A 22666-nucleotide genomic window follows, 5' to 3' on the forward strand; every position below is an offset into this window, starting at 1 on the left:
CGAATATGAGCCACATGCGTTCAACAGCATAGGTCAACGCTGCGTGTATGAGCGTGAGTATGCGACGCACCGCCCGCCAGGGCCAGCGGCCCATAAGGCAAAAAAATCGGCCGCCCGGGAAGGCGGCCGATCCATTGCATCTTAGCTATGGTCGATCTTGATGGTAGGGTCGGCGCCAGTGATCAGCGAGTTGATGCTGACATGGGACCAATCATTGCCTTCCAGCTTGATGGTCACATCGGCATTGGCCAGGCCACCGGCGGCGTTGAGCTTGCCTTCGCTGCTGACTTGCAGGGTCGACACGCCATCTACCGTGGTGATCTTCAGGTAGTTGTCGATGGTGCTGTCAGTCTCACCTTTCAACAAATCACGCAGATCAATGCGGTCGCCTTCCGAGGCCTTGAAGTCCTTGATCACATCGTTGCCGATGTCACCCGCCTTCCACACAAAGGTGTCGGCACCCGAACCACCAATCAGGATGTCGTTGCCCTGGCCGCCGATCAGCGTGTCGTTGCCGGTGCCGCCCAACAGGATGTCATTGCCTTTGCCGCCGTCCAGCAGGTCGTTGCCGCCCTGGCCGAACAGGATGTCATCGCCAGCGCCGCCCAGCAGCGTGTCGTTGGCGTCCTTGGCGCCGGAGACGTCGAAGTCCACGTAATGCTCGGTAACGTACTGGTGAACGTTAGAGGCGGTCACCGAAGAGACGGTCACGCCGGTCTTCTGCGCCACAAATGCCTGCAGTGCGTTGTAGCCCTCACCGTTGATCCCGCTGAAGCTCACCAGGTCGCCGAACAGGATGTCGTTGCCATCGCCCCCGATGACGGTGTCTGCGCCAGGCAACGTCGCCTCGGTGTGGCCGAGGATCGCGTTGGCCAGGTCCTTCGGATCGATGTTGGCTTGCGGCTTGCCATCGCTGTCGTACGGAGCCAGCTGGTTCAAGCTGACCCCGCTGTTGAGGCCGATGGCTTCTACACCACCTGTGGACAGGCCTTTGAGCAGTGCGAACGCGCTGTTGGAGTTGAGGGTGGTGGAGTAGTCGGTATCGTACCCGAGGCCGCCTTGTACGGATATTTCATAGGTGCCATCCCCTTGGGCATGGATTGTTCCAGGGTTGGACTGCGTCCAGCCCCACCAGTTGTTGGTCCACAGGGTTACCTTGCCAGCAGAGTCGATATCAATTAAATGACTCGAGTCGATGTTGATCCGGGTGGCGGTACCTATGGTGTAGTTGTTCATGGTGACGACATCATCAAGCCTGACGTTGCCGTACAAGTACGGGTTGGTCTGCTCGGCCGCCTGGTAAAACGTCGGTTGACCATCGGTGATGAAGTACGTTGTGTTGATTGCGTCTGTGTTGCCAGTCGCCTGGGCACTTTTGAAGAAGTTGGACGCGGCCTTGAACACGTCTTCGTAGTTGGTCCCGCCGGTAGATACCATGGAATCCAGGACTTTCTGCAGCGAATCCAACGCACCTGGGTCTTTCAGGTTGACTGTGACCGTGCGATTGACCTGGTCACTGAAGTCAGCCAGGAAGATGTTCACCGTGCCAGAGGTGCTGGAGCCGATACTGTTTTTCAGCGAGTTGAACGTGGTGGTCAGCGAGGCTTTCGCCGCCGCTATCGAGTTCGCGCCCATACTGCCCGACGTATCGATCATGAACGCGATGTTGTAGTTCTTGCCCTGCACCACGTTCAGGCCGGCGACGTCGGCCACGACGATGTCGTTGCCATCGCTGCCATTGATGGTGTCGCTGCCCGAAGTGCCGGTTACCGGGTTGTAGGTTGCCGGATGCACCGTGACTGGCAATTGCGCGGTGGTAGTTGCCGAACCACCAATGCTTTCGGTGGAGGTCGAGGTGACCGTCAGGTTGAACTGGCCGCTGTAGTAGGTCGGCGGCTTGATGCTCAGCGTGTTCAGGTCCCAGCCGGTGACGTTGACTTCACCCACGGTCTTACTTGCGGTAAAGGTGTGGCCCGACGCGTCGGTGAGTACCGAACCTGCCGGAATGCCACTGACCTTCACGCTCAAGGTTTCCGAGCCGTCGGTATCGGTCAGTGCGGTGGTGACCTTGGACAGTTTGACCGTGCCGTTTTCCTGGCCTTCGTTGAGCTTGTAACCCACGTAGTAACCGTCACCGTTGCTGCCATGCAGGTCGGACACGGTGACGCCGGCGTTGGTCAGGTCGGTAAGGCCGGTGTACAACGGCACGGTGCTGGTGCTCAGGTTCTGCACCGCCCCGCCGTTGATCGACAGGTTGACGTCAAAGCTGCCAGGCCCCGCTTGGTTGGCCTGGTAGATCTCAAGGCTGTAGTAACCGGTGGTGGTTGGCGTGAACGAGCCGCTGAACTTGCCGCTGTTGGTGCCCCACAAGCCGCTGGCCACGTCTTTACCGCCAACGTTGACCACCACGCTGTCATCGGCGATGCCGCTGAAGGTGTAGCTCTTGCCCGCTTCCATGTAGATCAGGCCGGAGATTTTTGAGCCAGAGCCGGCGGTGACGTTGTCGACAGACTCGACGTTGGTCACCACCGAGGTGTTGTTCGGCGTGCCCGCGTTATCGATGGCTTTTTTCAGCACGTCCGGTGCAGCGCCGTTGCCGTTGTTGCCGAGGCCGGCAATGCTGTTCCAGCCCTGTTTGACCAGGCCGGTGGAGGCAACGTTGTTGTCTGCCACGCTCAGGGTCGGCGCGTCGGCTACCGGCGTGATATCGACTTTCACCGTGGCGCTGGTGCCCAGGTCCTTGCCATCGGTTGGCTGGAACTTGAACTGTGCGTAGTCCGCTTGCTTGTTGCCCAAACCGGTGCCGCCGTAACCATCGGCGCCGGATTCGTTGGCGTTAGGCATAAAGCGCAACTGGCCGCCGTCGATCTGGGCCTTGGTGAAGGTCTGGCCGTTGGTCACGTTGGTCCAGGTACTGCCATCCGCTGCCAGGAACTGCAATTTGCCGGCGACTGGCAGCTCGGTGATTTTCACCCCCAGGCTGGCTTGCGGCGAGTCCACATCGGTCACGCCGAAGTTGGCCCAGGTCAGGGCCAGCGCGGTGTCTTCAGTGCCGGTTACGGCACCGCCAGTCGCCACCGGCGCATTATTGACCGCCACCACGTTGACGGTGGTGGTGGCAACGTTGGAGTAGTTGCCGCCATCGGTCACGCTCACGGTAATGGTGCGTGGCGTGGTGCTTGGGTCGTGGCTGTTGTTGGTGAACGTGATGTTCTTGATCTGCTGCATGTAGTCGGCCAGCGACGCCGTGCCGGTCAGGGTCAAGGTGATTTTACCGGTCACAGGGTCGGTGGTCGGGGTCACGTTGATGCCTGTCACGCCGCTGAAGTTCAGCGAGTCGCCTGGCTGGCTGTTGGTCAATACCACGGTGGCGCCGGTCAGTTGGGTGCTGTCCGGGTCGGTGATCTTGATGTCAGTGTCAGCAATTGACACACCGGTGCCGCCTTCGGTGAAGGTGGTCTTGAAGTCCGCACCGCTGGCGCCGCTGGAGTTGTTGGCATCCAGGTCGATGACCGGCGGCGCATCATTGTCGATGATGTTGGTGGTAACACTGCCATTGCCGACCACCAGGTTTTCGAAGTTGCCGCCAGTGGTCTTGTCGATGGTGATGACGATATTTTCCGTCGGCTCGGTGATCTTGTCGTCGAGCGTGCGGATATCAAACGGTACGCTGCTGGAGCCTGCCGGGATCTTCACGGTGTACACGCCATTGAAGTCCGAACCGTCGGTAGCGGTGCCGCTGTACTTGAGCGTCACGGTCACGTCGGTTTGCGGCGGGTTGCTCAGGGTCAGTGTGTAGTGCGCCGTACCGCCTTCAGTCACCGACGCATCGCCGGTAATGCTGATGGTGGTGTTGCTGACCACATCGGTCACTTTGGTGACCACGGTGCTGCCGTCGACGATCAAGTGTTCGTACTTGTCGCCACCGCTGACCACACCCGTGATTTTAGTGGTGACGTCATTGGCGCCGACATACGCATCGTTAGGTGCGGTGGCGGTGGTGAAGCTGGTGGACTTGCCATTGCCGATGGTAATGGTCGAGCCGTTATCCAGCTTGACGACCAGGTCTGAGCCAACGTTGTTCACCGCCACGCCGTTCTTGTCGACCAGGGACGCGGTGTACACGATCTGCCCGCCTTCGCTGACAGAACCAGTGGCTTTGAGCACCACAGTCACGTCGTCGATGGTGTCGTTGATGGTAGTCGTGGCGCCGCCCGGTGTGATGCTCACACCCTCGAAATTGCCGCCGGTAGTGCCGGTGATGTTGACGGTCTGGGTGCTCTTGTCGATGAACACATCATCAGTCGGCGCAGGGACGGTCACCGTGCCCACGGTCGCGCCTTGCTTGATGGTGATGCTCGAACCGTTATCGAGCTGGACCACCATGTCGCTGCCGGCCTTGTTGTTCAAGGTAGCGGTGTAAGTGATCTGGCCGCCTTCGTTGACAGCCGTCGGGGCGGTCAGGGTGACGGTGGTCAGGTCGGTGGTGCCCGGCGTGTCGGTGACGGTGGTATTTACTGCGGTAGTGCCAGGGACCAGGTTTTCGAAATGCTCGCCGCCGGTCACGCCTTTGATGGCGGTGGTGACGGTCTGGTCGCCTTTGTAGACGTCGTTAGGCGCTACGGTGGTAATGGAGCCGCTCGACTGATTCACGCCGATGGTGATGGTCTTGCCGTTATCGAGGGTGACGATCAATGGGTTGGTGATGTTGGTCACCGGCGCGCCGTTTTTATCCACAAGGCTGGCGGTATAGACGATGTTGCCGCCTTCACCGACGGTGGTAGTGGCGGTCAGGACTACATCGACTTTATCGATGGTGTCATTGATCGTGGTGGTTGCACCGTTGCCTGCAACTTCCAGTTTTTCGAAGTTGCCGCCCGTGGTTTCGGTGATCTGGACGGTCTGTGTGCTCTTGTCGATGAACACGTCATCGGTCGGTGCAGGGACGGTCACGGTGCCGACGGTGTCGCCAGCCTTGATGGTAATGCTTGAGCCGTTGTCGAGTTTCAGCGTGACGTCAGTACCGGCCTTGTTGCTCAAGGTAGCGGTGTAGGTGATCTGGCCACCTTCGTTAACGGCACTTGGCGCTGTCAGCGTAACGGTGGTGGTGTTATCAGTACCCGGTGTGTCCGTAACGGTGGTGTTCACCGCCGTCGTGCCAGGGACCAGGTTTTCGAAGTGCTCGCCACCTGTCACGCCTTTGATAGCGGTGGTGACGGTCTGATCGCCCTTGTACACATCATCAGGAGCAATAACCGAAACGCTACCGCTCGATTGGTTTACACCGATGGTGATGGTCTTGCCGTTATCGAGGGTGACGATCAATGGGTTGGTGATGTTGGTCACCGGGGCGCCGTTTTTATCCACCAGGCTGGCGGTGTAGACGATATTGCCGCCTTCGCCCACGGCAGTCGTGGCGGTCAGGACTACATCGACTTTATCGATGGTGTCGTTGATCGTGGTCGTTGCGCCGTTGCCTACGACTTCGAGTTTTTCGAAGTTGCCGCCAGTGGTCTCGGTGATCTTGACGGTCTGGGTGCTCTTATCGATGAACACGTCATCGGTAGGTGCAGGGACGGTCACGGTGCCGACGGTGTCGCCAGCCTTGATGGTAATGCTTGAGCCGTTGTCGAGTTTCAGCGTGACGTCAGTACCGGCCTTGTTGCTCAAGGTAGCGGTGTAGGTGATCTGGCCACCTTCGTTCACTGCATTCGGCGCAGTCAGCGTGACAGTAGTCGTGTTGTCGGTACTCGGTGTGTCCGTGACGGTGGTGTTCACTGCCGTAGTGCCAGGCACCAAGTTCTCGAAGTGCTCGCCGCCAGTGACGCCTTTGATGGCGGTGGTGACGGTTTGATCGCCTTTGTACACGTCATCAGGAGCAAGAACCGAAACAGTGCCGCTGGTTTCATTCACACCAATGGTGATGGTCTTGCCATTGTCCAAAGTCACGGTCAGCGGGTTGGTGATGTTGGTCACCGGCGCGCCGTTTTTATCCACAAGGCTGGCGGTGTAGACGATATTGCCGCCTTCGCCAACGGTGGTGGTGGCCGTCAGAACCACATCGACTTTGTCGATGGTGTCGTTGATCGCGGTCGTTGCACCGTTGCCTGCCACTTCGAGTTTTTCGAAGTTGCCGCCGGAAGCGTCAGTAATCTTGACGGTTTGAGTGCTCTTATCGATAAACACGTCATCGGTAGGAGCAGGCACAGTCACGGTGCCGACGGTGTCGCCCGCTTTGATGGTGATCGACGAGCCGTTATCCAACTTCAAGGTAACGTCAGTGCCCGCTTTGTTGGAAAGCGTGGCGGTGTACGTAATTTGACCACCTTCGTTGACAGCACTTGGTGCAGTCAGTGTGACAGTCGTGGTGTTGTCAGTGCCGGGGGTATCGGTGACGGTGGTGTTTACCGCCGCAGTGCCCGGTACCAGGTTTTCAAAATGCTCGCCGCCCGTCACACCCTTGATCGCGGTGGTGACAGTCTGGTCGCCTTTGTACACATCATCAGGAGCAATAACCGAAACGCTAGCGCTCGATTCGTTAACACCGATAGTGATGGTTTTGCCGTTATCCAATGTCACGGTGAGCGGGTTGGTGATGTTGGTCACCGGCGCACCGTTTTTATCCACCAGGCTGGCGGTGTAGACGATATTGCCGCCTTCGCCCACGGTAGTCGTGGCGGTCAGAACCACGTCGACTTTATCGATGGTGTCGTTGATGGTGGTGGTTGCGCCATTGCCTGCAACTTCCAGTTTTTCGAAGTTGCCGCCGGAAGCGTCGGTGATCTTGACCGTCTGCGTGCTCTTGTCGATGAACACGTCATCGCTCGGTGCGGGCACGGTCACGGTGCCGACCGTGTCGCCCGCTTTGATGGTGATCGACGAGCCGTTATCCAACTTCAAGGTGACGTCGGTGCCGGCCTTGTTGCTCAAAGTTGCGGTGTAGGTGATCTGGCCACCTTCGCTCACTGCGTTTGGCGCGGTCAACGTGACAGTCGTAGTGTTATCGGTACCCGGTGTGTCAGTCACAGTTGTAGTGACTTTATCGGTCCCTGGAATCAAATTCTCGAAGTGCTCGCCGCCAGTCACACCTTGGATGGCGGTAGTGACGGTCTGGTCGCCTTTGTACACATCATCCGGTGCAAGAACCGACACGCTAGCGCTGGATTCATTCACGCCAATGGTGATGGTTTGGCCGTTATCCAGAGTCACGGTCAGCGGGTTGGTGATGTTGGTCACCGGCGCACCGTTTTTATCCACCAGGCTGGCGGTGTAGACGATGTTGCCGCCTTCGCCCACGGTAGTCGTGGCGGTCAGTACAACATCTACCTTATCGATGGTGTCGTTGATGGTGGTGGTCGCACCGTTGCCTGCAACTTCCAGTTTTTCGAAGTTGCCGCCAGAAGCGTCAGTGATCTTGACGGTCTGGGAGCTCTTATCGATGAACACGTCATCGGTAGGTGCAGGGACGGTCACAGTGCCGACGGTGTCGCCCGCTTTGATGGTAATGCTTGAACCGTTATCCAGCTTCAACGTGACGTCAGTACCGGCCTTGTTGCTCAAGGTCGCGGTGTAGGTGATCTGGCCACCTTCATTAACGACACTTGGGGCAGTCAGCGTGACAGTCGTTGTGTTGTCGGTACCGGGGGTATCGGTGACAGTGGTGCTCACTGCCGTAGTGCCAGGCACCAAGTTCTCGAAGTGCTCGCCGCCAGTGACGCCTTTGATGGCGGTGGTGACGGTTTGATCGCCTTTGTACACATCATCAGGAGCAATAACCGAAACGCTAGCGCTCGATTCGTTCACGCCGATGGTGATGGTTTTACCGTTATCCAAGGTCACGGTCAGCGGGTTGGTGATGTTGGTCACCGGCGCGCCGTTTTTATCCACAAGGCTGGCGGTGTAGACGATGTTGCCGCCTTCACCGACGGTGGTGGTGGCGGTCAGAACTACGTCCACCTTGTCGATGGTGTCGTTGATCGTGGTGGTCGCACCATTGCCTGCAACTTCCAACTTCTCGAAGTTGCCGCCCGTGGTTTCGGTGATTTGAACGGTTTGCGTGCTCTTGTCGATGAACACGTCATCGGTAGGCGCAGGGACGGTCACGGTGCCGACGGTGTCGCCCGCTTTGATGGTGATCGACGAGCCGTTGTCGAGTTTCAACGTGACGTCGGTACCGGCCTTGTTGCTCAAGGTAGCGGTATAGGTGATTTGGCCACCTTCGTTGACAGCACTCGGCGCAGTCAACGTTACAGTCGTAGTGTTGTCGGTACCCGGTGTATCCGTAACGGTAGTGTTCACCGCCGTAGTGCCCGGGACCAGGTTCTCGAAGTGCTCGCCGCCAGTGACGCCTTTGATGGCGGTGGTGACGGTTTGATCGCCTTTGTAGACATCATCCGGTGCCAAGACGGAAACAGTGCCGCTCGACTGATTCACGCCGATGGTGATGGTTTCGCCATTGTCCAAAGTGACAGTCAATGGGTTAGTAATGTTGGTTACTGGCGCGCCGTTCTTATCCACAAGGCTTGCGGTGTAAACGATATTGCCGCCTTCACCGACGGTGGTGGTGGCGGTCAGGACCACATCGACTTTATCAATGGTGTCGTTGATCGTGGTGGTGGCGCCGCTGCCCGCGACTTCCAACTTCTCGAAGTTGCCACCCGTGGTCTCGGTGATTTGAACGGTTTGCGTGCTCTTATCGATGAACACGTCATCGGTAGGCGCAGGGACGGTCACGGTGCCGACGGTGTCGCCCGCTTTGATGGTGATCGACGAGCCGTTGTCGAGTTTCAACGTGACGTCGGTACCGGCCTTGTTGCTCAAGGTAGCGGTATAGGTGATTTGGCCACCTTCGTTGACAGCACTCGGCGCAGTCAACGTTACAGTCGTAGTGTTGTCGGTACCCGGTGTATCCGTAACGGTAGTGTTCACCGCCGTAGTGCCCGGGACCAGGTTCTCGAAGTGCTCGCCGCCAGTGACGCCTTTGATGGCGGTGGTGACGGTTTGATCGCCTTTGTAGACATCATCCGGTGCCAAGACGGAAACAGTGCCGCTCGACTGATTCACGCCGATGGTGATGGTTTCGCCATTGTCCAAAGTGACAGTCAATGGGTTAGTAATGTTGGTTACTGGCGCGCCGTTCTTATCCACAAGGCTTGCGGTGTAAACGATATTGCCGCCTTCACCGACGGTGGTGGTGGCGGTCAGGACCACATCGACTTTATCAATGGTGTCGTTGATCGTGGTGGTGGCGCCGCTGCCCGCGACTTCCAACTTCTCGAAGTTGCCACCCGTGGTCTCGGTGATTTGAACGGTTTGCGTGCTCTTATCGATGAACACGTCATCGGTAGGCGCAGGGACGGTCACGGTGCCGACGGTGTCGCCCGCTTTGATGGTGATCGACGAGCCGTTGTCGAGTTTCAACGTGACGTCGGTACCGGCCTTGTTGCTCAAGGTAGCGGTATAGGTGATTTGGCCACCTTCGTTGACAGCACTCGGCGCAGTCAACGTTACAGTCGTAGTGTTGTCGGTACCCGGTGTATCCGTAACGGTAGTGTTCACCGCCGTAGTGCCCGGGACCAGGTTCTCGAAGTGCTCGCCGCCAGTGACGCCTTTGATGGCGGTGGTGACGGTTTGATCGCCTTTGTAGACATCATCCGGTGCCAAGACGGAAACAGTGCCGCTCGACTGATTCACGCCGATGGTGATGGTTTCGCCATTGTCCAAAGTGACAGTCAATGGGTTAGTAATGTTGGTTACTGGCGCGCCGTTCTTATCCACAAGGCTTGCGGTGTAAACGATATTGCCGCCTTCACCGACGGTGGTGGTGGCGGTCAGGACCACATCGACCTTGTCGATGGTGTCGTTGATCGTGGTGGTTGCGCCGTTGCCTGCCACTTCGAGCTTTTCGAAGTTGCCGCCGGAAGCGTCGGTGATCTTGACCGTCTGGGTGCTCTTATCGATGAACACGTCATCGGTAGGTGCTGGAATGGTCACAGTGCCGACAGTGTCGCCAGCTTTGATGGTGATGCTTGAGCCGTTGTCGAGTTTCAACGTGACGTCAGTACCGGCCTTATTGCTCAAGGTCGCGGTGTAGGTGATCTGGCCACCTTCGTTCACTGCACTCGGCGCGGTCAGCGTGACAGTCGTAGTGTTGTCGGTGCCCGGTGTATCGGTGACAGTGGTGTTCACCGCCGTAGTGCCCGGCACCAAGTTCTCGAAGTGCTCACCGCCAGTGACACCAGTAATGGCGGTAGTGACGGTCTGGTCGCCCTTATACACGTCATCCGGTGCCAAAACCGAGATAGAACCGCTGCTTTGGTTCACACCAATAGTGATGCTCTGGCCGTTATCCAAAGTGACAGTCAGCGGATTGGTGATGTTAGTCACCGGTGCACCGTTCTTATCCACAAGGCTGGCGGTGTAGACGATATTGCCGCCTTCACCGACGGTGGTGGTAGCGGTCAGGACCACATCGACCTTGTCGATGGTGTCGTTGATCGTGGTGGTGGCGCCGTTGCCCGCAACTTCCAGTTTTTCGAAGTTGCCGCCGGTGGTTTCGGTGATTTGAACGGTCTGGGTGCTCTTGTCGATGAACACGTCATCGGTAGGCGCAGGCACAGTCACAGTGCCGACGGTGTCGCCCGCTTTAATGGTGATCGACGAACCGTTATCCAACTTCAAGGTGACGTCAGTGCCCGCTTTATTCGAAAGCGTAGCGGTGTACGTAATTTGACCACCTTCGTTCGCTTCGGACGGAGCTGTCAGCGTCACGGTAGTGGTGTTGTCGGTACCCGGTGTGTCCGTAACGGTGGTGTTTACTGACGTAGTACCTGGAACCAGATTTTCAAAGTGCTCGCCGCCGGTCACACCCTTGATAGCGGTGGTGACGGTCTGATCGCCTTTGTAGACGTCATCCGGTGCCAAGACCGAAACAGTGCCGCTCGACTGATTCACACCGATGGTGATGGTCTCGCCGTTGTCCAGGGTGACGGTCAGCGGGTTGGTGATGTTAGTCACCGGGGCGCCGTTCTTATCCACAAGGCTGGCGGTGTAGACGATGTTGCCGCCTTCACCCACAGTAGTCGTGGCGGTCAGGACCACATCGACCTTGTCGATGGTGTCGTTGATCGTGGTGGTTGCACCATTGCCTGCGACTTCTAACTTCTCGAAGTTACCGCCCGTGATTTCGGTGATTTGAACGGTCTGGGTGCTCTTGTCGATGAACACGTCATCGGTCGGTGCAGGCACGGTCACGGTGCCAACAGTGTCGCCCGATTTGATAGTGATCGACGAGCCGTTATCCAACTTCAAAGTGACGTCAGTACCCGCTTTATTGGAAAGCGTAGCGGTGTACGTGATCTGGCCGCCTTCGTTAACGGCGCTAGGCGCGGTCAGCGTAACAGTCGTGGTGTTGTCGGTACCCGGTGTATCCGTAACGGTGGTGTTCACCGCCGTAGTGCCCGGGACCAGGTTCTCGAAATGCTCGCCACCGGTCACACCCTTGATCGCGGTGGTGACGGTCTGATCGCCTTTGTAGACGTCATCCGGTGCCAAGATCGAAACAGTGCCGCTGGACTGATTCACACCGATGGTGATGGTCTCGCCGTTGTCCAGGGTGACGGTCAGCGGGTTGGTGATGTTAGTCACCGGGGCGCCGTTCTTATCCACAAGGCTGGCGGTGTAAACGATATTGCCGCCTTCACCGACGGTAGTGGTAGCGGTCAGGACCACATCGACCTTGTCGATGGTGTCGTTGATCGTGGTGGTTGCGCCGTTGCCCGCAACTTCCAACTTCTCGAAGTTGCCGCCAGAAGCGTCAGTGATCTGGACCGTCTGGGTGCTCTTATCGATAAACACGTCATCGGTAGGCGCCGGAACAGTCACGGTGCCGACAGTGTCGCCCGCTTTGATAGTGATCGACGAGCCGTTATCCAACTTCAACGTGACGTCAGTGCCCGCTTTATTCGAAAGCGTAGCGGTGTACGTGATCTGGCCGCCTTCGTTAACGGCGTTAGGCGCGGTCAGTGTCACGGTAGTGGTGTTATCGGTGCCTGGGGTATCCGTAACGGTGGTGTTCACCGCCGTAGTGCCCGGGACCAGGTTCTCGAAATGCTCGCCACCGGTCACACCTTTGATAGCGGTGGTGACGGTTTGGTCGCCCTTATACACATCATCAGGAGCTAGAACCGAAACGCTACCGCTCGACTGGTTTACGCCAATAGTGATGGTCTTGCCGTTATCGAGAGTGACGGTCAACGGGTTGGTGATGTTAGTCACCGGCGCACCGTTCTTATCCACAAGACTGGCGGTGTAGACGATGTTGCCGCCTTCACCGACGGTGGTAGTGGCGGTCAGGACTACATCGACTTTATCGATGGTGTCATTGATCGTGGTGGTTGCACCGTTGCCTGCAACTTCAAGTTTTTCGAAGTTGCCGCCCGTGGTTTCGGTGATCTGGACGGTCTGTGTGCTCTTGTCGATGAACACGTCATCGGTCGGTGCAGGGACGGTCACAGTGCCGACGGTGTCGCCAGCTTTGATAGTGATGCTTGAGCCGTTGTCGAGTTTCAGCGTGACGTCGGTACCGGCCTTATTGCTCAAGGTCGCTGTATAGGTGATCTGGCCACCTTCGTTCACTGTATTCGGCGCAGTCAACGTTACAGTCGTAGTGTTATCGGTTCCCGGAGTGTCAGTCACCGTCGTGGTGACTTTATCGGTCCCAGGTACCAAGTTCTCGAAGTGCTCCCCACCGGTCACACCCTTGATAGCAGTGGTGACGGTCTGGTCGCCCTTGTAGACGTCATCCGGTGCCAAGACCGAAACAGTGCCGCTCGACTGATTCACGCCAATGGTAATGGTCTCGCCATTGTCCAAAGTGACAGTCAATGGGTTAGTAATGTTGGTTACTGGTGCGCCGTTTTTATCCACAAGGCTGGCGGTGTAGACGATGTTGCCGCCTTCACCGACGGTGGTAGTGGCGGTCAGGACTACATCGACTTTATCGATGGTGTCATTGATCGTGGTGGTTGCGCCGTTGCCCGCAACTTCCAGTTTTTCGAAGTTGCCGCCAGTGGTCTCGGTGATCTTGACGGTCTGGGTGCTCTTATCGATGAACACGTCATCGGTAGGCGCAGGGACGGTCACAGTGCCAACGGTGTCGCCAGCTTTGATGGTAATGCTTGAGCCGTTGTCGAGTTTCAACGTGACGTCAGTACCGGCCTTGTTGCTCAAGGTAGCGGTATAGGTGATCTGGCCACCTTCATTTGCTTCAGACGGTGCAGTCAGCGTCACAGTGGTGGTGTTATCGGTGCCCGGAGTGTCAGTGACAGTCGTGGTGACTTTATCGGTACCTGGAATCAGATTTTCAAAGTGCTCGCCGCCGGTCACGCCGCTGATAGCAGTAGTGACGGTTTGGTCGCCTTTGTAAACATCATCCGGCGCTACGGTGGTAACGGTGCCGCTCGACTGATTCACACCAATGGTGATGGTCTCGCCGTTATCCAGCGTGACGGTCAGCGGATTGGTGATGTTAGTCACCGGCGCGCCGTTTTTATCCACAAGGCTGGCGGTGTAAACGATATTGCCGCCTTCTCCAACAGTGGTGGTGGCGGTCAGAACCACATCGACCTTGTCGATTGTGTCGTTGATCGTGGTGGTTGCGCCGTTGCCCGCAACTTCCAACTTCTCGAAGTTGCCGCCAGAAGCGTCAGTGATCTGGACCGTCTGGGTGCTCTTATCGATAAACACATCATCGGTAGGCGCCGGAACAGTCACGGTGCCGACAGTGTCGCCCGCTTTGATAGTGATCGACGAGCCGTTATCCAACTTCAAAGTGACGTCAGTACCCGCTTTATTGGAAAGCGTGGCGGTGTAAGTGATCTGGCCACCTTCATTCGCTTCGGACGGAGCTGTCAGCGTCACGGTCGTGGTGTTATCGGTGCCCGGAGTGTCAGTGACAGTCGTGGTGACTTTATCGGTCCCAGGTACCAAGTTCTCGAAGTGCTCGCCACCGGTCACGCCTTGGATGGCGGTGGTGACGGTTTGATCACCCTTGTAGACATCATCCGGTGCCAAGACGGAAACAGTACCGCTGGACTGATTCACACCGATGGTGATGGTTTGGCCGTTATCCAAGGTGACAGTCAGCGGATTGGTGATGTTGGTCACCGGCGCGCCGTTCTTATCCACAAGACTGGCGGTGTAAACGATATTGCCGCCTTCACCTACGGAGGTGGTGGCAGTCAGAACTACGTCCACCTTGTCGATGGTGTCGTTGATCGTGGTGGTTGCACCGTTGCCTGCAACTTCCAGTTTTTCGAAGCTGCCGCCCGTGGTTTCGGTGATTTGAACGGTCTGCGTGCTCTTGTCGATGAACACGTCATCGGTAGGCGCCGGCACAGTTACGGTGCCGACAGTGTCCCCAGCCTTGATGGTGATCGACGAACCGTTATCCAACTTCAACGTGACGTCAGTACCGGCCTTGTTGCTCAAGGTAGCGGTGTAGGTGATCTGGCCACCTTCGTTAACGGCACTCGGCGCAGTCAACGTAACAGTCGTGGGGTTATCGGTACCTGGGGTATCGGTAACGGTGGTGTTCACCGCCGTAGTGCCCGGCACCAGGTTTTCAAAGTGCTCGCCGCCCGTAACGCCGCTGATGGCGGTGGTAACGGTCTGATCGCCTTTGTAGACATCATCCGGCGCTACGGTAGTAACAGTACCGCTGGATTGATTCACACCAATGGTGATGGTCTGACCGTTATCCAGAGTGACAGTCAACGGATTGGTGATGTTAGTCACCGGCGCGCCGTTTTTATCCACAAGGCTGGCGGTGTAGACGATGTTGCCGCCTTCGCCGACGGTGGTGGTGGCGGTCAGAACTACGTCCACCTTGTCGATGGTGTCGTTGATCGTAGTAGTGGCGCCGTTGCCTGCAACTTCCAACTTCTCGAAGTTGCCGCCCGTGGCCTCGGTGATTTGAACGGTCTGCGTGCTCTTGTCGATGAACACGTCATCGGTCGGCGCAGGCACGGTCACAGTGCCGACGGTATCGCCAGCTTTGATGGTGATCAACGAGCCATTATCCAACTTCAACGTAACGTCAGTGCCCGCCTTGTTGGAAAGCGTAGCGGTGTACGTAATCTGCCCGCCCTCATTCGCCTCGGTCGGCGCAGTCAGCGTAACGGTAGTTGTGTCGATCGAATCGGTAATTGTGGTGACTGCCGCAGTTGTGCTCGGCACCAGGCTTTCAAAGTTGCCGCCAGTCGCGCTGGTAATGGTGGTGCTGACCGTGCTGCCGTTGACGTAGACATCATTGGGCGCGGTGTCCACGACCACGCTGCCGACAGACTCGCCAGCCTTGATGGTGATCACCGAGCCATTGCTCAAGGTAACGTTCACCGGGGTCTGCGCCGGGTTGGTCAGGGTAGCGGTGTAGGTGATCTGGCCGCCTTCGGTCACGTTGCTGTTGGCTGTGAGGGTAACGGTGGTGGTGTCGACCGAATCGGTAATGGTGGTGACCGCAGGCGTAGTGCTCGGTACCAGGCTTTCGAAGTTGCCGCCAGTCGCGCCGGTAATGGTGGTGCTGACGGTGGAGCCATTGTTGTAGACGTCGTTGGCCGCAGTATCGACCACAACGGTACCTGTCGACTCACCAGCCTTGATGGTGATCACCGAGCCATTGCTCAAGGTGACATTCACCGGGGTCTGAGCCGGGTTGGTCAAGGTGGCGGTGTAGGTGATCTGGCCGCCTTCGGTCACGTTGCTGTTGGCTGTGAGGGTAACGGTGGTGGTGTCGACCGAATCGGTAATGGTGGTGACCGCAGGCGTAGTGCTCGGTACCAGGCTTTCAAAGTTGCCGCCGGTTGCACCGGTAATGGTGGTGCTGACGGTCGAACCGTTGTTGTAGACGTCGTTAGCCGGAGTATCGACCACAACGGTGCCGGTCGACTCGCCAGCCTTGATGGTGATCACCGAGCCATTGCTCAAGGTGACATTCACCGGGGTTTGCGCCGGGTTGGTCAGGGTGGCGGTGTAAGTGATCTGGCCGCCTTCGGTCACGCTGCCGTCAGCTGTCAGGGTAACGGTGGTGGTGTCGACCGAATCGGTAATGGTGGTGACCGCAGGCGTAGTGCTCGGTACCAGGCTTTCAAAGTTGCCGCCGGTTGCACCGGTAATGGTGGTGCTGACGGTCGAACCGTTGTTATAGACGTCGTTAGCCGGGGTATCGACCACAACGGTACCTGTCGACTCGCCAGCCTTGATGGTGATCACCGAGCCATTGCTCAAGGTGACATTCACCGGGGTTTGCGCCGGGTTGGTCAGGGTGGCGGTGTAAGTGATCTGGCCGCCTTCTGTCACGGTATTGCTCGCCGTCAGCGTGACGGTGGTGGTGTCGATGGTGTCGGTGATCTGCGTTACGGCCGGGTTAGGGTCGATGGTCAATACCAAATTGCCGCCGCCGGTGGTACCGGTAACGCCGACGCTGATCTGGCCCGGGTCGATGTACGGGCTGTCATTAGGGGCCAGAGGCACATTGACGGTGCCGGTCAACTGGCCCGACGGGATGGTAATCACCGCGCCATTGGTCAAGGTGACGGTCAGGTCGCTGGTGGAGGGCCGCGTCACGGTGGCGGTGTAGGTCAGCACGCCGCCCGCTTCGGTGATGGTCGGCGTCGCGCTCAGGGTCAGGGTCGAAGGCTGCAGCACCTGGTTGCCCGAGTCCGCCGAGCCTGGCGCTCCGCTCAGGGCGTTGAGTGTCGAAGTGCTTTGGCCGATAGGTGCAGTCGGGAAGCCAATGGTCGGGTCGACACGGCCGGCGGTCGCGTCCAGCACCACAAAGCTGTGGCCACCCCCGGCGGCACCATTACCGGTAGCGTTGGCGCCTGCGGCGGTGGCTTCCAGGTCGGTGGTCGGGTCGGCGCCGGCGGCGATGGCTTGTTGCAGCTCGGCAACCGATGGCGCGGCTTGTTCGCTGGCCGCGGCCAGATCGGCAGTGGAGTCCGGCATATCGGCGCTCCACTGGGTGTCCCGGCCCAGGTCCAGAATGCGGCCGTCGGCCAGTTCCAGGCTGACTGCGCCCGACATGCCTGTGTCGATCTGGTCGCCTGCAAACAGGCGGTCACCTTCTACAAGGACGCGACGTGTTCCTTCCGGAGAAATAACGAAAACTTGACCAACAATGCTTTTGACGATGGCAACAACACTGCTCATTAAAATTTTCTCCGGCGATCCGTTTCGACAAATTCCATTTCGCAGCGCGCTATTAGCGCTGCCAATTGGGAGGGCGTAGTCTATATATGTATTGACGTCAAATATTTGGCTAGATTTTTTAGCGATCTAGTTTGTGCCAAAGTATTGACCTTATGGTCGCCATCCTAAACAATCGCCTCTGTAATGTCACATTGATATTTATGCGGCGAACCGTCCTACATGTGTGAAGCAGTTCCGCTTTTTGAACTTTCCGACGTACGGTCATTACGGTAGCCATTATCCGACGCAGCGGTACTCATCGCTGTGATTTGAGACAAGAAGTCCTGGGGAATTTTTTAATGCGTCTGCACCTGTTCAAGGCAATACCGTTCGTTCTCGCCGCCAGTTTCGTACAAGCCCAGACACTGCCCCAAGCCATGCAGCAGGCATTGGATGTACACCCGGAAATCCAGGCGGGTGTAAACAGCCGTATCGCCGCCGATTACCAATTGCGCGCTGCTCAAGGCGGTTATCTGCCGCGTGTCGACCTGAACGCCGGTTACGGTCGTCAAGGGACTGACAACGCCACTACCCGCGCCAACAACCCCAGCGGCAATCACTGGGACACGCTCAACCGCGGTGAATCCAGCCTGCGCCTGCAACAAATGATTTTTGACGGTTTCGCTACCTCCAGCGAAGTCGGGCGTCAACAAGCCAACGTTAATTCCCGCGCTTACTCCTTGCTCGGTACTTCCGAACGCACAGCGCTGACCGTTGCCCAGGTTTACCTGGAAGTATTGACCCGCCGTGAGTTCGTGCGTCTGGCCGAAGACAACCTGCGCAACCACGAGCGCATCTACGACCAGATCAAGTTGCGCACGGAGCGCGGCGTCGGCAACGGTGCCGACCAGGACCAGGCCGAAGCGCGCCTGGCCCAGGCCCGCAACAACTTGATCACCGAGCAAACCAACCTGGCCGACGCACAGGTCAACTACCTCAGCGCCGTAGGCCAGATGCCAGACCAACTCGAGCGCCCGGCCCCGTTCATGGCCATGCTGCCGGCGGACCTGAATGAAGCCCGTCGCCAGATGCTCGACAACAGCCCGGTCCTGCGCTCGGCTGAGTCGGATATCTCCGCCGCCGAGAAGCAGTACGAAGCCGCCAAGTCCACCTTCTACCCGCGCTTTGATGCTGAGCTTGGCACCAACGCCGACAACAACGTCTCCGGTGATCCCAACCACAGCAACGGCTGGGAAGCCATGGTGCGCATGCGCTTCAATCTGTTTGCCGGTGGCAGCAACAAGGCTGACCTGCAATCGAAGTCCTACCAGGCCAACCAGGCCCTGGATATTCGCAACAACGCCTTGCGCCAACTCAATGAAGAGCTAGGCTTGGCTTGGAACGCCTTGAACAACGCCAACGCGCAATTGCCGGTCGCCCAGCAGTATGTGGATCACAGCACCCGCGTACGCACGTCCTACCAGCAGCAGTTCAGCCTTGGCCAACGTACCCTGTTGGATTTGCTCGACAGCGAGAATGAATTGTTCACCGCTTCCCGCCGCCTGGAAGAAATCAAGAACATTCAGTTATTTACTCAGTACCGAATCAAGGCGACCATGGGCGAATTGCTCAAGAGCCAGGGAGTGGTCGCACCGATGGCCTCCGTCGTGCAGAACGACGTGAAACCTAAAGTCCAACTGCCTGGGATGAATTGAGCCATCCCAATAGCCCCATCTGTTAGTCGAGAGTGCACCGCGTGGAATCTGAAATCGGTCGAGTTCATCTCAGTCATGATCCACGCGCTTTGCACGACGACCCGTTGCTCGACGGGTTGCTGGCGCTCTGCGCACTGCACCAGAAGCCTGCCAGCGCGGCCATGCTCACCACCGGCCTGCCGCTGCCCTCGCAACGCCTGAGTGCTGAACTGCTGCCGCGTGCTGCTGCGCGGGCCGGGCTGCAAGGCCGGCTGTTGCAACGCAAGCTGGAACAGATCCCGACGATTGCATTGCCGGCCCTGCTGTTGCTCAAGGACGGGCGCAGCACCGTGCTGGTGGGTTGGCAGGGCGACGATGAGGCGCGGGTGCTGCTCAGCGAAAGTGACGGCGGCGAAGTGCTGATCAAGCGCGAAGCATTGGCCGACGACTACATCGGCAAGGTCTTCTTCGCCCAGCCGCAACACAAATTCGACGTCAACCACGGCAGCCTGATTCCACGGGCGCGTTCGTGGTTCCGTGACACCCTCATGCGTTCGCGCTGGCTCTACACCGACGCCATCGCCGCCAGCTTCCTGATCAACATCATCGCCATGGCCGCGCCGCTGTTCGTGATGAACGTGTACGACCGCGTCGTACCGAACCAGGCCACCGCCACCCTGTGGGTGTTGGCCGTGGGCATCTGTGGCGCATACCTGTTCGACCTGATCCTCAAAAGCCTGCGCAGCCTGTGCCTGGACCTGGCCGGTAAAAAAACCGACCTGATCATCTCGGCCACGCTGTTCGAACGCATCGTCGGCATGTCCATGAAGTACCGCCCGGCGCGGGTCGGCAGCTTTGCCCAGAACATCCATGAGTTTCAAAGCCTGCGCGATTTTCTCGCGTCGCTGACCCTCACCAGCCTGATCGACCTGCCGTTCACGCTGCTGATCTTTATGGTGATCGCCATCCTCGGCGGGCACCTGGTGTGGATCCCGGTGCTGGCGTTTCCGCTTGCCCTGGGCATCGGCTATGCCCTGCAAAAGCCCTTGGTAGCCACCATGGAACGCACCATGGCCCTGGCCGCTGAACGCCAGTCGAGCCTGATCGAAACCCTCGCCGGGCTCGATGCGGTCAAGGTCAACAATGCCGAGAGCGAGCGCCAGTATGGCTGGGAACAGACCATCGGCACCCTGAGCCGGCTTGAGCTGCGGGTGAAGTTGCTGTCGGGCCTGTCGATGAACATGACCCTGCTGATCCAGCAATTGGCCGGCGTGATCATGATCGTATTCGGCGTGTACCAGATCATCGACGGCAACCTCAGCATGGGCGGCCTGATTGCCTGCTACATGCTCAGTGGCCGCGCCTTGAGCCCGCTGGCTTCGCTGTCGGGCCTGCTCACGCGCTACCAGCAAGCCAAGGTCACCATGACCTCGGTGGACCAGATGATGGAGCTGCCTCAAGAGCGCAATTTCGAAGAGCGCCCCATGAGCCGCCGCACCCTGCAAGGCGCCATCGAATGCCGGGGCCTGAACTTCACCTACCCCAACCAGCAGAACCTGGCGCTGAAGAACATCAACCTGGTGATCAAGCCCGGGGAAAAAATCGGCATCATTGGTCGCAGCGGCTCGGGCAAAAGCTCCCTGGCCAAATTGATCGTTGGCCTGTACCAGCCCGACTCCGGCGCCCTGCTGGTGGACGGCGTGGACGTGCGCCAGATCGACGTCAGCGAGCTGCGCCACAACATTGGCTACGTCGCCCAGGATATCCAATTGCTCGCTGGCACCCTGCGCGACAACCTGGTCAGCGGTGCGCGCTACGTCGAGGACGAAATGGTCCTGCAAGCCGCCGAGCTGGCCGGTGTACATGAATTCGCCCGTCTGCACCCCCAGGGCTACGAGTTGCAAGTGGGCGAGCGTGGTCAGAACCTCTCCGGCGGCCAGCGTCAGAACGTCGCCCTGGCCCGCGCGCTGTTGCTCAACCCGCCCATCCTGCTGCTGGACGAACCCACCAGCGCCATGGACAACACCGGTGAAGAACGCTTGAAACAACGCCTGCAAGCCGTGGTGCAAAACAAGACCGTGGTGCTGGTCACGCACCGAGCCTCACTGCTCTCGCTGGTGGACCGCCTGCTGGTGGTCGACCGTGGGCAGATTCTCGCGGACGGCCCGAAAGCCGTGGTCATGGAAGCGTTGAAGAAGGGGCAGATCAGTGTTGCTTAAGTCCATCAAGAGTGCGGTCGGCCGCTATTTCAAAGGCACCGACTCGCTGCAGGGCCAGCCCCTGCCCGAGGTCAACAAAGCGCTGATCGAAGATGCCCCGCGCGTCATTCGCCTGACCATCTGGGCGATTATCGGGTTTTTCGTGTTCCTGGTGGTTTGGGCGGGTTTCTCCGAGATCGACGAAGTGACCCGTGGCGACGGCAAGGCAATTCCATCGTCCAAATTGCAGAAAATCCAGAACCTGGAAGGCGGTATCGTTGCCGAGCTGTACGTCAAGGAAGGCCAGATCGTAGAAGCCGGCGCGCCGCTGATTCGCCTCGACGACACTCGGTTCGTTTCCAACGCCGGAGAAACCGAAGCCTTGCGCCTGGCCATGCAACTGCGTGTCGAACGCTTGAGTGCGCAGGTGGATGATCGCCCACTGAACATCCCCGACGACGTACTCAAGGCCGCGCCGAGCCAGGCTGCCAACGAGCGCTCCTTGTATGAGAGCCGACGCCAGCAGCTGAAAGACGAAGTCGGCGGCCTGCAGGAGCAACTGGTACAGCGCCAGCAGGAACTGCGCGAGTTCACCTCCAAGCAGGGCCAGTACCGCAGCCAGTTGTCTCTGCAGCGCCAGGAAATCAACATGTCCGAGCCACTGGTGGCTCAGGGCGCGGTATCGCCGGTGGAAGTGTTGCGCCTCAAGCGTGCCGAAATGGAAACCCGTGGCCAACTGGACGCCACCACCCTGGCAATCCCCCGCGCCGAATCGGCGATCAAGGAAGTGCAGCGCAAGATCGACGAAACCCGTGGCAAGTTCCGCAGTGAAGCCCTGACCCAGCTCAACGAGGCTCGCACTGAACTGAACAAGGCCGAGTCCACGGGCCGCGCGTTGGACGACCGGGTCAGCCGTACCCTGGTCACCTCGCCGGTGCGCGGGATCGTCAAGCAACTATTGGTCAACACGGTCGGCGGCGTGATCCAGCCGGGCAGCGACATGGTCGAAATCGTACCGCTGAACGACACCCTGCTGGTGGAAGCCAAGATCCGCCCACAAGACATCGCTTTCCTGCACCCGGGGCAAGAAGCGGTGGTCAAGTTCACCGCCTATGACTACACCGTCTACGGCGGGCTGAAGGCCAAGCTCGAACGCATCGGTGCCGACACCATCACCGATGAAGACAAGAAGACCACTTACTACATGATCACCCTGCGTACCGACCGCAGCCACTTGGGCACCGATGAGAAGCCGTTGCTGATCATCCCGGGCATGGTTGCCTCGGTGGACATCATCACCGGCAAGAAAAGCATCCTCAGCTACCTGCTCAAGCCGATCATCAAGGCGCGGGCCGAGGCGTTGCACGAGCGTTGATCTTCAGCGCCTGTACCGACCTCATCGCAGGCAAGCCAGCTCCCACATTTGAATGTGTTCGCAAATCAAAATGTGGGGGGGCTTGCCCCCGATGAGGCCATCAGCATCCCCGAGCACCTCAAACCAAACGCCATATCGATATGCCCTAACAGTATTTAAACTTCCATTCTTATGCCTATAAATTCACTCCCCTGTCCGCCGGGAGTGAAACC

At 58.4% G+C, this 22666-nt stretch carries 4 protein-coding genes; 3 read left to right on the plus strand and 1 reads right to left on the minus strand.

Annotation, left to right across the window (positions count from 1 at the left end; translation table 11 throughout):
• Window positions 1-141: 141 nt before the first annotated feature.
• Window positions 142-17208, minus strand: a complete 17067-nt coding sequence (locus IH404_RS01515; protein ID WP_194439701.1) for a retention module-containing protein — start codon at window positions 17206-17208, stop codon at window positions 142-144.
• Between the two features lie 338 nt (window positions 17209-17546).
• On the opposite strand from IH404_RS01515, the gene IH404_RS01520 reads away from it, so the two are divergent.
• The 3 genes from IH404_RS01520 to IH404_RS01530 are packed head-to-tail and all read left to right on the plus strand — an operon-like array spanning window position 17547 to window position 22454.
• A complete protein-coding gene (locus IH404_RS01520) occupies window positions 17547-18902 on the plus strand; it encodes a TolC family outer membrane protein (RefSeq protein ID WP_005783536.1) in 1356 nt (451 codons plus the stop codon).
• Between the two features lie 41 nt (window positions 18903-18943).
• Entirely contained in the window at window positions 18944-21100 is a 2157-nt protein-coding gene (locus IH404_RS01525; RefSeq protein ID WP_005783538.1) for a type I secretion system permease/ATPase, read from the plus strand.
• Window positions 21090-22454: an HlyD family type I secretion periplasmic adaptor subunit gene (locus IH404_RS01530; RefSeq protein ID WP_005783540.1), complete on the plus strand. Its 1365-nt coding sequence runs from the start codon at window positions 21090-21092 to the stop codon at window positions 22452-22454. The genes IH404_RS01525 and IH404_RS01530 overlap by 11 nt, the downstream gene beginning before the upstream one ends.
• Window positions 22455-22666: the final 212 nt, after the last annotated feature.

It is taken from the genome of Pseudomonas sp. OST1909 (genome assembly GCF_015277575.1).
GTDB classification, from domain to species: Bacteria; Pseudomonadota; Gammaproteobacteria; order Pseudomonadales; family Pseudomonadaceae; genus Aquipseudomonas; species Aquipseudomonas synxantha_A.